The sequence below is a fragment of the Azospirillum agricola genome (genome assembly GCF_020005195.1).
Classification (GTDB): Bacteria; Pseudomonadota; Alphaproteobacteria; order Azospirillales; family Azospirillaceae; genus Azospirillum; species Azospirillum agricola.
In genome coordinates, this window is record NZ_JAIFZR010000005.1 from 2,648,184 (window position 1) to 2,661,620 (window position 13,437).

A 13,437-nucleotide genomic window follows, 5' to 3' on the forward strand; every position below is an offset into this window, starting at 1 on the left:
TCAATCCGCTCCTTCCTCACGCACTACGATGTCCACCCGGACGCGCCCTCCGGCGGTTCCGGCGCCCGCCGCGCTTGGCAACGACGGCGTCTCCATCACCGCGCGGGCCACCAGATCGCGCTGGTAGCCGGTTTCCCGCAGGGCGGCGGACACCGCCACCGCGCGGGTCAGCGCCCGCTCCCAGGCGACACCGCCGGCCGGATCCTCGCGCTCGGCGTGGCCGACCACCTCGATCCGGTTGCCGATGCGGCCGACCACGGCGCCCAGCAGAAACAGGATGCGCCGCCCCGGATCGGTGAAGAGGGCTCCCGTCTCGTCGAACATGCTCTCGCCCGGCAGACCGATGACCACCCGGTCATCCTCCCGGCGGACCTCCACCGCGGCCAGCTCGGCGTTCGCCCCGATCTGGCCGCGCAGCAGCGCGCCCAGATAGCCGAGGTCGATGGCCGCCCGCGCCTCCACCGCCTGCGCGTTGAAGGCCGCCCGCGGCTCGGCGGGCCGGTCCGACGGCGCCGTCGCGGTGGAACGCGCGGCGGGGATCGTCTCCGACAGCCCCTGGGTCAGCCGCACCCAGCGCTGCGTTTCCGGCTCGCTCATCGAATACATCAGAACGAAGAAGGCGAGCATCAAGGAAATCAGGTCGGTGAAGCTGATCAGCCACATCGTCTTGCGATGCCCGCCCGGATCGTCCCCGGCCCTCCCCGCTCCGCCGACGCGCGGCACCCGGATCATGGCCGTCCTCCGCCCGGTTTCCCGGCCCCTGGAAGGCCGGCCGGTGCCGACGCGGCGCCCTTCCCGGCCGACGGCTCGTCGGACAGCCTCAGGGTGAACAACAGCCGGACGCCGCCAGGGTCACCGCGCTCGATGCCGATCGTGACGTTTTGCGGCGGGGCGCCGCCGGCGATCAGCGCGCGGGCCAGCACGCCGCCGCGCGCCACCGGACCCGGCGGCTGGCTGGGCGAGCCGGTCGGGCCGATGCCGAGCAGCGCGTCCAGCTCCATCCGCTCGCCCTTCCGGGACTCCCGCAACGCGTCGACGACCCGGTCGATCAGCCCCTGGCGGTCCGGCCGCAGGGCCATGGTCCCGGCGACGAACAGGTCGTCGGCCGGCAGCCGCACCTCCAGCAGGCGGCCGGGCGCCACCCTCTCGACCTTGGCGACGGCGACGGCGGTGGCGAACAGGGTGCCGACGCTGTCCAGACGCTGCACCGCGAAGACGGTGCCGGCCCGCGAGGCCACCGTCTCGGTTCCCTCGCGCAGGCGGGGATCGACCACGAAATCCGAGAAGCTCCTCTCCAGCGAGGCGGCGACCGCCTTGACCTTCTGCACCGTCTGCACCGACTGGGCGTTCAGCACGATGAAAAAGACCAGCAGCAGCAGGAACAGCGACAGCAGCAGCACGATGCTGCCGTTGTTGGGGTTGACGTGGGTGGCCGGGCGGGCGCTCAGCAGGCTCCCGGACGCGCCGGACCCGACGCGCGGGAGGGAGGGACCGGCGGAACCGGAACTGGGCTTGCCGGCCAGCATGGCGTCAATCGAAGCTCGCCAGCAGGCGGTCGATCTCGTCCTGGTCCATGGCGTTGCCCGGAAGCTGCGGGCCATGCAGCAGCTTCTGGTCGGCCTCAGCGGAACCGGCGGGGGCGGAATCGGCAACCGCCGGCTCCGGATTGGCGGCGGCCTCCTCGGCGGCCAGCTTGGCCAGACGGGGGGCGTGGTTCTGGCGCACCTCGTTGCCGAAGGCGGCGACGATCATGTCGACCTTCGCCTCGATGTGCTTGAGGGTGCGAACCACCTTGGTGATCCGCTGCCCGGTAATGTCCTGGAAGTTGCAGGCCTCGTAGATCTTGGTGATCTGGTCGTTCAGCTTGGCGCCCGTCCCGGCGTCGGTCTGGCCGGCCACCGCGCCGATGGCGTCGCAGGCGTCGAAGATCGCGAAGGTCGCCTTTTCGGTGGCGCCCACCACCGCGTCCAGCTCGTCGGTCGCGCTGCGGATGTGCTCGTCGCGGATTTCCTCGGGCTGGAGCGCCGCAAGCTCCTGCTTGGCGTTCTCGATGAACCTGGCGAGGTCGACGACCTCCTTGTAGAGCCGCAGGTCGGTGGCCGAAATGTCGCCGTCCATGCTGCCGAGGATCGAGCGGACGATGTCCGTCACCTCGTCGCGCGTCAGGGGCTGGGCGGCTTCGGCGAAGGCGGCGTCGATGCGCTGTCTCAGGAGCTTCTGCTCCATCACGGACGACTGGGCGGAGAGGGTCATTGGCGTGTCCAGCGAGAGGGCGTGCCGGCGACGGTCACGATCGATTGATGCCGGAACCTCCCGAGTGCCGATCCGGAGCCGGAACTCCCGCGTTCCGACCGCACCCGTTCCGACCAGACCGGCGCTCACCGACCCAGGATTTGTTCAAGCCATCTTAACCTAGATTGTGTCGGTTAAGAGGCCGTAAAGACGATGACGGGCAAGCAACAGAGGCGTGGATGAGTGTGGCGCGACCGCAACAGAGATCGCGGCGGGATGGCTTACAGCAGGCCGACGGTGATCGGCGCGCCGACCAGCGTGGCGGCGACCAGGATCAGCACGGTGACGGCGATCATCTTCTCCGTCGCCGACCAGCGCTGCCAGTCCTTCTTGAAGCTCTTCAGTTCGTCGGCCATGGTAATCCACCGCTTTGGCTAACAATCTAGATACCCGACAAAAATGCGCGCCGACCAGTTGATCTATGGTTAACGCGCAGCATAGGGTGAATCATTCCATCCACTGGCACAGAAATGCCACAGTCCCGCCCCTTGCCGGTGATACCAGTCAAAAGTCGGTAAAATCAGGGGGTTTTCCATTCTCTGGCTGGGCAAGAGCGGCCACGCGCCCGGCTTGCCCCGAAAGGCATCTTTCGCCTACGGATGGCATTGCTTAGATACCACTCTCAAGGTCAAGCCGGAGGGAAGCGTCGATGGATGGCCAGCGTGTGGAAAGCCGGAACGGCAGCGGTCTGAAGATCGGGTTGGCGCTGGGCAGCGGCGCCGCGCGCGGCTGGGCGCACATCGGCGTGCTGCGTGCCCTGGAGGAAAGCGGGATCGAGCCCGACATCATCTGCGGCACGTCGATCGGCGCGGCGGTGGGGGCCGCCTATCTGACCGACCAGCTCGACGAGTTGCAGGCCTGGGCACAGAAGATGGGCTGGCTCGGCATGCTGGGGATCATCGACCTCACCTTCCGGCGCGGCGGCCTCGTGGCGTCGGAGAAGGCGTTCGAGCGCTTCCACAACGAGCGCACCGACGTGCGGATCGAGGATCTGCCCCTGTCCTTCGCCTCGGTCGCCACCGACCTGTCGACGGGGCGCGAGATCTGGCTGCGCGAGGGGCCGCTGCTGCCGGCGGTGCTCGCCTCGGCGGCGATGCCCGGCCTGTTCCCGGCGGTGCGGCACGAAGGGCGCTGGCTGGTCGACGGGGCTCTGGTCAATCCGGTGCCGGTGTCGCTGTGCCGGGCGCTGGGCGCCGACGTGGTCGTCGCGGTGAACCTGAACAGCGAGCTGTCACCGCTCGGCCGTCCCAACGCCAAGGCGGAGGCCCGGCGCGAGCCGGTGACCGCCGGGGGCGACGCCATCTCCCCGACCTTCTCGCAACTGACCGGGCAGATCTCCACCTGGCTGGGGCGCAAGCCGAACCGGCGCACCCGCTTCCTGGCCGACCAGCTCGACCATTCCCGCGCCCAGATCCCCAACGCGCTGGAGGTCATGGCGGGGTCGATCGACATCATGCAGGACCGCATCACCCGCTCGCGCCTCGCCGGGGAGCCGCCGGACGTGCTGATCGCCCCGCGCCTCTCCCACATCGGCATCCTGGAGTTCGACCGCGCCGCCGAGGCGGTGGAGATCGGCTACGCCGCCGCGTCGATGCTGCGGCCCTCCATCGAGCTGGCGCTGCGGCGGGCCTGATCGCCGCAGGACTTTTCGCGGGTGCGCGTATTATCCGGCTGGACGGGATCTGCCGATCCCGCCTTCCGCCCGACCCGAGCGCCCGCAAGACCCAGCAAGACCCAGCAAGACAAGGAACCCGCGCCGATGAGCGACGACGAGGCGGCCGCCAGCAGCGCCGCCGGCATCCCCTCCCCCATCTCGGCTCTCCTGACCCCGGGCACCGCCCATTGGGGGGCCGGCAACACGGTGCTGGGCAGCGGCCTCGGTGGGCGGAGCGGTCACGGTCACCTACGCCTTCATGACCAGCTCACGGCAGGCGTCGAGCGCCGACGCGACCGGCTTCGCGGCGATGAGCGCCACACAGCAAACCGCCGTCCGGCAGGCGCTGGCGACCTGGGGCGCCGTCGCCAACGTCACCTTCATCGAGACGACCGACGTCGCCGCGGCGACCATCACCTTCGCCACCAACCGGCAGCGCGGCCAGACGGCCGCCTACACCTACTATCCCTCCACCAGTTCCACCGGCGGTGCCGTCTTCGTCGCCAACGACAGCGCCACCAACGCCAACCCGACGGTCGGCAGCTACGGCTTCCTGACGCTGGTCCACGAGATCGGCCATGCGCTGGGCCTCAAGCACCCCGGCAACTACAACGCCGGTTCGTCGGGCGGCGAGGACGGCCCCTACCTCTCCGCCGCCGAGGACAACTACGCCTACACCGTCATGTCATACCACAACAACGCGTCGCTGCCGTCGGGCGTCTATCCGACCGGCCCCGGCATCCACGACATCGCCGCGATCCAATACCTGTATGGCGCCAACATAGCTGCGGCGCCCGGCAACGACAGCTACGCGCTCGCCTCCGGCGCCTACGTCACGCTGTGGGATCCCAACGGCGTCAACACGCTGAACGGTGCCACCCAGAGCGCCGCGCTGTCCATCGACCTGCGCGAGGGAACCTTCAGCAGCGTGGGCGGCGTTCTGTCGGTCGGTCTGGCCCACGGCACCCGCATCCAGAAGGCCGTCGGGGGAACCGGCAACGACAGCTTCACCGTCAACAGCCTGGGCAACCGCATCGATGGCGGGGCCGGTGACGACACCGTTTATCTCAGCGGCACGCGCGCCCAGTACGGCATCCGGCTGACCTCGACGGGCGCCTATGTCGTCAGCGGGGTCGAGGGCAACGACGTCCTGACCGGCATCGAGCATCTCCGCTTCTCGGACGGCAGCGTCGCGCTGACCGCCGCTGCCGCCGGCAGCTTCGACGCGCTGCGCTACCTAGCCTCCAACGCCGACCTGGTGACCGCCTACGGCACCGACACCACGGCCGCCACCAGCCATTACGTCGAGCTGGGCGTCGTCGAGGGGCGCAGCCTGGCCGGCTTCGACCCCTACAATTACCTCGCCGGCTACAACGACCTGATGGACGCGTTCGGCAACGACGTCTCGGCGGCCACGCGCCACTACATCCAGCACGGCCGCGCGGAGGGGCGCAGCGCCACGCTCTTCGACACGCTGTCCTACGAGGCCAGCAACCCCGACCTGATCCGCGCCTTCGGCACCGACACCGAAGCGGTCGAGCTGCATTACCTGACCTCCGGCCGCTACGAGGGTCGTTCGCTGGCCTCCTTCGACGCCGCCGCCTATCTGGTCAGCTACGCCGATCTGCGCACCGCCTTCGGCGGCGACCTGACGGCGGCGACGCGCCACTATGTCCAGCACGGCTACGCGGAGGGCCGGACCGTCATCGCCTGACCGGCCATGGATGTGGCCACCGCCCTCAGACCGCCGGCCACATCCAGGTCAGCTCGTGCTTGTTGTGGTGGAGGTGCAGCACCCGCCCGCCGGGGATGGCGGCGAAGGCGCGCGCCGTCTCATGATCGGTGTCGGCCTGGAATTTCAGGGTGCAGACGAAGCGCTTGGCAAGGCCGCTGTCCATCCAGTCGCGCACGAGCCGCAGCAGCCGCGTCGGGTAGCAGATCACGTCGCAGCACAGCCAGTCCACCGGCCCGACATCCTGAGGCTTCAGTCCGAAGGCGCTCTCCTGGCGGATCTCGACGCGCGGCAACCGGGCGATGGCCGGATCGAGCGGCGCCTTGTCGACGCTGACCACCGAGGCCCCCAGCTCGTGCAGCACCCAGGTCCAGCCGCCGGGGCAGGCGCCGAGGTCGAGGCAGCGGTCGCCCGGCCCCGGCTGCTCGCCGAACAGGGTCAGCGCCTCCCACAGCTTGAGATAGGCGCGGTTGGGCGGGGCGGTCCGGTTCTCGACGAAGGGCACTTCGCCGTGCCGGAAGGGGCTGGAGCAGCGCGCCGCCGCAACGATGGTGTTTTCGTCCAGCAGCGTCCAGGAGCCCAGCGGCGCCGTCGGCAACGGCGACGGGAAGACCACCGGCTTGGCCGAGACGTGCGGCAGGTTGTCCTGGATCAGCGCGGCGCGGCGGTGGTGGCGCTGCGACCACAGCGCCCAGTTCCGCTGGATGCCGCGCAGCGCCTTGGCCCCGCCCTTGATGGAGCCGATTTCGATCCGCACCGGATCGAACCAGATGTTCTGCGCCCAGGCGGCGGGCCGCGCCGGGCCGTCGGCGAAGACCAGCCGGCCATCCACCGCGGCGACGTCGCCCAGTTCCGCCACCAGGTCGTCGACGAATCCATCGGGCGCCAGATAGACCGTCTGCCCCAAGGGGGCAATGGACGGGCTGGCCGAAGGAAGGGCGGAGTCGGGCGCGGGGTCGGGAGTGTCTTGCATGCCCACGGGCTACCGCCGCCGCGCCGCGATTGCAAGCGCAAGAGAGAGGCGGCGCCACCGCTCACCCGCCCGATGGAGGTTGTGACAAAGGAGCGCACTCCGAAAGCGTGTGAGAGGCGTTCGCAATTGGTCGATTGACAACGATTCGCAGTATCAGTACATCTGAGCGCAGGAAACGACCCGCCGACAGCGGCGCCCGCCAAGGCGCCGCCCCGTCAACGACCGGTGCTGAGGGCTTATGTACGTTTGCATCTGCCACGCGTTGAACGACAAGAAAGTCAAGGCGGCCCTCAGCAACGGCGCAAAGACTCCCGCTTCTGTTTTTCGTCACTACGAATGCCAGGTCCAGTGCGGCAAATGCGTGCCGATGATGCGCGCGATGGCCAACGATCACCGCACCGCCCCCGCCAGCCATTGCGGCGCCTGCTCCGACCAGCACGATCACCATCACGACCATGCCCCGGTCAATGGCGATCTGGTCCCCGCCTATGGCGTCGCCGCGGAATAAACACCCCCTCCCCCCTTCCCGTGCTTTTCACCCGTTCGTTCGGTTTCCAATCCGGCCTCGACTTTGAAAAGGAGAGGCCGGCTTCGCCTTTCGGCTGCGGCAAAATGGTCGCTGTCTATGATTTTTGGTTGGATTGACTAAAGCCCGGCCCTGAGGCACAAAACCTTCAACAAACGATAATCAAAACGTCAGGCGAATGGCGTACCAAGAGCCATTAAAAACATGGACCGGGTAAAAAAAGCCGGCCAATGAGGAAACGCACATCAACCAAGAAGAACTCTTTGGGTTCGGGCTTTGCTTATCCCCTTCAAGGGATAGGCGGCCCGGCCGGCTTTCTTTTGGGCATAACGGCCATCCCCCATCGGGGATGTCCCCCCTGCGCTTCCGGCGCGTTTCTGCCGGGCGCCAGCGTGGCTATGGTGCCGACCGGTTCACCCGACGAGTGTCACCGTTCAGGGAGAAGTTCATGAGCAGCCGCGAACGGCAAGCCTTCGACGCGCTCAGCCGCGATCTGGTCCTGCACGCCGCCGACCGCATGGAACGCCTGCGCTCCACCGTCGAACGCGCCGAGATCGAGGGACGGGAAATGTGGGAGCGCACGCTCGACAGCCTGCGCGGGCTTCGCAACCGCGCCTCCGGCCACATCGAGGCCGCCCGCCGGGCCGATGACGACGCCTGGCCCTTCGCCCGTGCCCGCGCCGACCAGGCGATGCGGGAGCTGATGCACGCGCTCGACGACATCGACGGCCGTCTCCAAAGGCTGGCCGCGTAGGAACTGGTTGCGTCGCCACAGGAAGCGGGCCGGATCGGACAGCCGATCCGGCCCGTTTGCTCTCAGGCTCAGGATTGTTCTGGGGCTCAGTTGACCTTCATCGGCACCCGGCGCTCGACCAGGGCCGAGGTCACCTCCTTGGCCTTGACCGGGTCCATCGCCGCCAGGATCGGCGCCGTCTTCTGTTCCTTCATCCGTTGGATGACCCCCAGCAGTACGGGCATGTCCAGCTCCTCGAAGATGCGGGCGGCCTCCTTGGGCTTCATCGTCTCGTAGATCTTCACGAGGCTCTCAAGCTGCGCCGACTGCTTCTCGTCGCCCTGGTTCATCAGCTTCTGGATGTCGGTGCGGACCTTCTCCATCTCCGCCACCTTCTGGTCGATCCGCTTCTCGGCGGCGGCCAGCAGTGCCTCGCGCTGCTCCATCTCCTTGGTCCGCTGTTCGATCTCGGCGCGGCGCTCGGCGAAATGCTTCAGCAGTTCCTGGTTGTCGATCGGGCCGAGCGGGGCCAGCGGCGCCATGCCGGCGGCGGGGGGCGGCGCCGGGTTCGAGCCGCCCTGGGCAGGCGCTCCGTCCTTCGGCGGGTTCGGGACGCTGGCCGTCTGGGGGGCGCCGGCCGGCTTGGTCGTCGCGGCGGGCGGCTTGGCCGGCGGGTTCTCGGCCAGCGACACCGGAAATTCCGGCAGACGCACGTCGCGCGCGACGAGGCGCCACAGATCGCCGACCCGGACACCGAGCATCAGGACCGCGACGAAGATCGTCAGCGGCAGCAGACGGAAACGGATCCCCTTCATGCGCGCACGCAGACGCTCCCCCAGCGGACGCCGGGGCGTGGCGGCCTTGCGCGGCTTTCCCTTCGGCTTGCCCTTGGCGCCGGAACGGGCCGCCGGACGGGCAGCGGCGGCGGGCTGGCCGGACGGCTGGCCGGCTGCCGGCGGATTCGCCACGGAGGCGGAAACCCGCACCCCGGTCGGCGCGGCGCCGGCCGGCCGGATCACCACCCGTTCCTCCGCCCGCGCTGCGGTCGCGCCCGGCTGAGCCGTCGGTTTCGCGGCCAGCTGGGCGGCGAACTCCGCGATGAACTTCTGCGCGTCGCTCATCCGATCCCCCTACCGGCGTTCTCGATCGCCTGGAGCAGTTCACGTTCGGCCCGCGACAGGCTTTCGCCGTCGCGGGTTATCGGGTCGCGGGCCAAGGGTTGCGGCTCGCGCGCTTCCGGGGCCACGGCGCGACGCGGCGCGAGGTCCAGCCGGACCGGCGGCGGCGCGTCGTCATGGTCGTCGTCGTGCGCGTCGAGCGGCACCGGGCGGGCCAGCTGGCGCGGGGCGAGCGCCGGCTTGACCGGGGTGCGCGCCATCGGGCCGCGCGCCGCGCCAGGGCGCCCCTGGTCGCGCCCGCCATCGCGCTCGGCGACGTTGCCCAGCCGGGTGGCCAGCGTGTCGGCGGCCTCGATCATGAAGTGCAGCTCGTCGCGCAGGGCCTGCGCCTTGGCCACGGTGCGCTGGAGATCCTCGCCGGTGTCGGCGGCGGTCTTCTTCAGCCCGCGCACGCCGGTGTCGGCCTTGGCCATCGCGTCGTTCAGCCCCTGGATCAGCTCGGCCATCTCGCCGCGGCTCTCGCGCAGCTTGACGATCTGCTTGTTGAGGATGATCGCGTAGGCGATGGTCGCCGCCAGCAGGCCGACGATGACCAGATCCAGGATCAGGGAGATCATTGGACTCACAGCCGCATGACCTCCTGCTTGGGAAGTTCCTTTTCCAGCCGCACCGCGATGTGGCCGCCCTTGCGGCCCATGCGGCCCTGGAACATCGAGACGTCGCCGCAGCGCAGCTCGATGGCGCCGTCGGGCGTGGCGTTCAGCAGGATGCGGGTGCCGACGCGCCAGTTCAGCACATCGTGCAGCGTCATCGTCACCTCGTCGAGCACGGCCGACAGATCGACGTCCGTCACCATCAGCTCCGACGCCAAATGGGTTTCCCAGATCGAGTCACGGCCGAACTTCTCGCCCATGAACATCTGGAGCAGCAGTTCGCGGACCGGCTCCAGCGTCGCGTAGGGGATCATCAGCTCCAGCCGGCCGCCGCGATCCTCCATGTCGATGCGCAGCTTGACCAGCACCGCCGCGTTGGCGGGCCGCGCGATGGTGGCGAAGCGCGGGTTGGTCTCCAGCCGGTCGAAGCGGAAGGTCACCGGCGACAGCGGGTCGAAGGCGGCGGACAGGTCGGACAGCACCACATGAACCATGCGCTCCACGAGGTTGCGCTCGATGGTGGTGTAGGGGCGGCCCTCGATGCGCATCGCCGCCGTGCCGCGCCGGCCGCCGAGCAGCACGTCGACGATCGAGTAGATCAGCGCCGAGTCCACGACCATCAGGCCGTAATTGTCCCACTCCTCCGCCTTGAAGACCGACAGCATCGCCGGCAGGGGGATCGAGTTCAGATAGTCGCCGAAACGCACCGAGGAAATCTGGTCGAGGCTGACCTCGACGTTGTCGGAGGTGAAGTTGCGGAGCGAGGTCGACATCATGCGGACGAGGCGGTCGAAGACCACCTCCAGCATGGGCAGGCGTTCGTAGTTGACCAGCGCCGAGTTGACCAGCGCCATGATGCCGGAGTTGTCGCCGTCGCCGGCCCCGCCCTGGTCGAAGCCGAGCAGGCTGTCGATCTCGTCCTGGTTCAGGACGCGGGTGGACCCGCCGCCGCCGCCCATGTCGCCGACGTCGCCGCTGTCCTCCGCCAGCGCCGCCCATTCGGCGGCAAGCCGTTCCTCTTCGCTCAGCTCCTCGGTGTCGCTCATGGCCCGCGTCCCCGCCGTTACTGGACCAGCATTTCTTTGAACAGCACGTCCTTCACCTTCACCGGATGGGCGGCGGCGGTGATGCGCATCAGCAGCTCCTGCCGCAGACGGTACATGCCGGCCGACCCGCGCAGATCCTCCAGCCGCAACTCGCGCAGGTAAACCTGGAAATTGTCGATGATGCGCGGCAGCACATGTTCAACCGCCGAGACGTCCTCCGGTTTCGACAGCTGGATCGAAATCTTGATCTTCAGGAAGGCGGGCCGCTTGCCGGCGCTGTTCAGGTTCACCAGCATGTCGGGCAGGTCGTAGAAGACCGGGGCCGCGTGCGGGTCGGGCTGCGCGGGTTCGGCGGGGTGCGCCTCCTCCGCGTGCTCCTCGGTCTTGCCGAGCAGGCTGTCCAGCAGGCCGGAGAAATACACCCCCGCCCCGGCGCCGATCAGCAGCACCAGCGGGAGAATGACGAACAGCACCAGCTTCTTGCCGCTGAATTTCTTTCGCGGCAGTCCGTCGGTCGAAAGTTCGCCGGTATCGGCTTCGGCGGCCATGGGGATCCTGGGTGGCTTCGGGGGCGGGGACGATCCCGCCGACCGGCCAAAGTTATCTTTGGGATAGTTAATAAGTCCTTTCGACACCCCTGCGGGGTGCCTCCCCGCAAGGAATTCCAGCGCTCTGTGCCCGAAACGGCACGCTTTTTGATTGGTCGCGCCCGGACCTCCGTGTCCGGAAACGGGATGGGCTCAGGCCGCCGGCTTTCCAGGATCGTCATGCCCGTGCTTGTCATGGGCAACCGCCGGCGCGTGCGCGCGCTCGCGGATGACGGCCCGGCTCAAGGCCGGGCATGACGATCCCGGAAGGGAAAGCAGGCCCCCTCCCCCGACGCCCGGATTCCGTCCTCCCACCCGCATGGCCCGGCGCCACGGCGGGAACGGGAGAGTCTTGCCCGGCGGAACCCGGCAGGAACGGTCCCGCCCCGGCAGTTTCTGCCCGGCATCCCCTGCCCCGCCCGGCCGGAACGCCATCGCCTTGCCGGGAATCCAGGGAAACCGCCGTCTCCGCAAGGTTGGCACGCCGCCTGCAACACCCCTTTTCGCCGGTCGGATGTCGGCCCGACCCCGTGTGAAGGATGAGGCAAGATGGAAAATTCGATCTACGTCGCTCTGTCGCGCCAGCTCACCCTGCGGCGGCAGCTTGATGTGACGTCGAACAACATCGCGAACATGAACACGACCGGCTACAAGAACCAGCGCATGCTGTTCACCGAGTTCATGGAAAAGCCGGCCCTCCACGAGCGTGTCAGCTTCGTCCAGGACCGCGCCGTGGTCCGCGACCTCTCGGTCGGGGCGATGACCCAGACCGGAAACCCGATGGATCTGGCGCTGACCGGCAACGGGTACTTCACCGTCGATACCGCCAGCGGCCCGCGCTACACCCGCGCCGGCAACTTCCGCCTGAACGACCAGCGCCAGATGGTCGATGGCGGCGGCCTGCCGGTGCTGGCCGACAACGGCCAGCCCATCGTGCTGCCCGCCGGCACGTCGGACGTGAAGGTCAGCGGCGACGGCACCGTCTCCACCGAACTCGGCCCGGTCGGCAAGCTGAACATCGTCACCTTCAAGAACGAGCAGCTGATGACCGAGGTCGGCTCCGGCCTCTACGTCTCCGACGAGGAGCCGCAGCCGGCCCCGGCCGACACCAAGGTGGCACAAGGCTTGCTTGAGGGTAGCAACGTGAAGCCCGTCGTGGAGATGACGCAGATGATCGAGGTCCAGCGCAGCTACATGTCGGCGCAGCGCGTCATCGACAACGAGCACGAGCGCATCCGCTCGATGATCCAGAAGCTGGGCCGCTCGGCCTGAGCCCCGCCCGAAGACGAGAGGAAACAGACCCATGCGCAGCCTCGCCATCGGCGCCACCGGCATGATCGCCCAGCAGCTCAACGTCGAGACGATCTCGAACAACATCGCGAACGCCACGACCACCGGCTTCAAGAAGCAGCGGGCCGAGTTCCAGGATCTGCTCTACCAGAATTTGCGCCGCATCGGCTCGACCTCCTCGGACGCCGGCACCGTCGTGCCGACCGGCGTGCAGATCGGCGCCGGCGTCCGCGTCGCCGCCGTGGCCCGCGTGCTGGAACAGGGCAACCTGAACATCACCGACAACAAGCTGGACGTCGCCATCAACGGCTCGGGCTATTTCCAGGTGACGCTGCCCAGCGGCGACACCAGCTACACCCGCGCCGGCAACTTCAAGCTGTCGCCCGAGGGCGTGATCGTCACCGCCGACGGCTACCCGATCCAGCCGAACATCACCATCCCGAACAACGCCGTCGACGTGGCGATCAACCCGTCGGGCGAGGTGCTGGTGAAGCTGGACGGCCAGACCGCCACGCAGAATGTCGGCCAGATCCAGCTCGCCACCTTCGCCAACGCCGCCGGCCTGGAGGCCATCGGCGACAATCTGTTCCTGGAAACGGGCGCCTCGGGCCAGGCGGTCACCGCCAACCCCGGCAACCCCGGCTTCGGCCGGCTGACCCAGGGGGCGCTGGAGACCTCCAACGTCAACGTGGTGCAGGAAATCACGACTCTGATCACCGCGCAGCGGGCGTACGAGATGAACTCCAAGATCATCAAGACGACCGACGAGATGATGCAGCAAGCCAGCCAGATGAAGTAACGCCGCCAGCCAGCCCCCTCGTCTGGCCCTTCTG

General features: G+C 68.4%; 15 protein-coding genes and 1 pseudogene. 7 read left to right on the forward strand and 9 right to left on the reverse strand.

The annotated features are described in order from the left end of the window. The 4 genes from JN22_RS27540 to JN22_RS35030 form a co-directional block, all read right to left on the reverse strand. Nucleotides 1–732, reverse strand: coding sequence for an OmpA/MotB family protein (locus JN22_RS27540; protein ID WP_085556926.1), 732 nt, complete (start codon nucleotides 730–732; stop codon nucleotides 1–3). Continuing rightward, nucleotides 729–1,526 carry a hypothetical protein gene (locus JN22_RS27545; RefSeq protein ID WP_223677910.1) on the reverse strand — a complete coding sequence of 266 codons (798 nt, stop codon included), beginning with the start codon at nucleotides 1,524–1,526 and terminating at the stop codon, nucleotides 729–731. The genes JN22_RS27540 and JN22_RS27545 overlap by 4 nt, the downstream gene beginning before the upstream one ends. 4 nt (nucleotides 1,527–1,530) lie before the next feature. Beyond that, nucleotides 1,531–2,253, reverse strand: coding sequence for a protein phosphatase CheZ (locus JN22_RS27550; RefSeq protein ID WP_085556927.1), 723 nt, complete (start codon nucleotides 2,251–2,253; stop codon nucleotides 1,531–1,533). A gap of 260 nt (nucleotides 2,254–2,513) precedes the next feature. Next, entirely contained in the window at nucleotides 2,514–2,648 is a 135-nt protein-coding gene (locus tag JN22_RS35030) for a hypothetical protein (protein ID WP_263300997.1), read from the reverse strand. Between the two features lie 293 nt (nucleotides 2,649–2,941). On the opposite strand from JN22_RS35030, the gene rssA reads away from it, so the two are divergent. Beyond that, entirely contained in the window at nucleotides 2,942–3,925 is a 984-nt protein-coding gene (gene rssA / locus JN22_RS27555; protein ID WP_085556928.1) for a patatin-like phospholipase RssA, read from the forward strand. Between the two features lie 247 nt (nucleotides 3,926–4,172). Then, nucleotides 4,173–5,660 (forward strand): matrixin family metalloprotease, encoded by a 1,488-nt coding sequence (locus JN22_RS27560; RefSeq protein WP_223677911.1) that lies wholly within the window; start codon nucleotides 4,173–4,175, stop codon nucleotides 5,658–5,660. Between the two features lie 25 nt (nucleotides 5,661–5,685). Here JN22_RS27560 and JN22_RS27565 read toward each other — a convergent pair whose 3' ends face one another. Beyond that, the gene (locus JN22_RS27565; RefSeq protein WP_085556929.1) at nucleotides 5,686–6,651 is read right to left on the reverse strand and encodes an SAM-dependent methyltransferase; all 966 of its coding nucleotides are present in this window, start codon (nucleotides 6,649–6,651) and stop codon (nucleotides 5,686–5,688) included. Nucleotides 6,652–6,889: 238 nt separating this feature from the next. Here JN22_RS27565 and JN22_RS35390 point away from each other — a divergent pair. The 3 genes and pseudogenes from JN22_RS35390 to JN22_RS27575 form a co-directional block, all read left to right on the forward strand. Further along, nucleotides 6,890–6,973: pseudogene (locus JN22_RS35390) on the forward strand ((2Fe-2S)-binding protein); the annotation flags it as partial. Between the two features lie 57 nt (nucleotides 6,974–7,030). After that, entirely contained in the window at nucleotides 7,031–7,159 is a 129-nt protein-coding gene (locus tag JN22_RS35040) for a hypothetical protein (RefSeq protein WP_263301179.1), read from the forward strand. 466 nt (nucleotides 7,160–7,625) lie between these two features. Further along, entirely contained in the window at nucleotides 7,626–7,931 is a 306-nt protein-coding gene (locus JN22_RS27575) for a hypothetical protein (RefSeq protein ID WP_085556931.1), read from the forward strand. A gap of 86 nt (nucleotides 7,932–8,017) precedes the next feature. On the opposite strand, the gene JN22_RS27580 is transcribed toward JN22_RS27575, so the two are convergent. From JN22_RS27580 to JN22_RS27595, 4 genes are read right to left on the reverse strand one after another with little or no spacing between them, the layout of a single operon-like run. Then, the gene (locus tag JN22_RS27580) at nucleotides 8,018–9,031 is read right to left on the reverse strand and encodes a MotE family protein (RefSeq protein WP_143268479.1); all 1,014 of its coding nucleotides are present in this window, start codon (nucleotides 9,029–9,031) and stop codon (nucleotides 8,018–8,020) included. Beyond that, the gene (locus JN22_RS27585; protein ID WP_223677912.1) at nucleotides 9,028–9,645 is read right to left on the reverse strand and encodes a DUF6468 domain-containing protein; all 618 of its coding nucleotides are present in this window, start codon (nucleotides 9,643–9,645) and stop codon (nucleotides 9,028–9,030) included. The genes JN22_RS27580 and JN22_RS27585 overlap by 4 nt, the downstream gene beginning before the upstream one ends. A gap of 5 nt (nucleotides 9,646–9,650) precedes the next feature. Beyond that, a complete protein-coding gene (gene fliM, locus JN22_RS27590; protein WP_085556933.1) occupies nucleotides 9,651–10,727 on the reverse strand; it encodes a flagellar motor switch protein FliM in 1,077 nt (358 codons plus the stop codon). Between the two features lie 17 nt (nucleotides 10,728–10,744). Next, nucleotides 10,745–11,275, reverse strand: coding sequence for a flagellar basal body-associated FliL family protein (locus JN22_RS27595; RefSeq protein WP_085556934.1), 531 nt, complete (start codon nucleotides 11,273–11,275; stop codon nucleotides 10,745–10,747). A gap of 588 nt (nucleotides 11,276–11,863) precedes the next feature. Here JN22_RS27595 and flgF point away from each other — a divergent pair. Then, nucleotides 11,864–12,586 (forward strand): flagellar basal-body rod protein FlgF, encoded by a 723-nt coding sequence (flgF, locus tag JN22_RS27600; RefSeq protein ID WP_085556935.1) that lies wholly within the window; start codon nucleotides 11,864–11,866, stop codon nucleotides 12,584–12,586. Between the two features lie 31 nt (nucleotides 12,587–12,617). Beyond that, nucleotides 12,618–13,403, forward strand: a complete 786-nt coding sequence (flgG, locus tag JN22_RS27605) for a flagellar basal-body rod protein FlgG (RefSeq protein ID WP_085556936.1) — start codon at nucleotides 12,618–12,620, stop codon at nucleotides 13,401–13,403. Nucleotides 13,404–13,437: the final 34 nt, after the last annotated feature.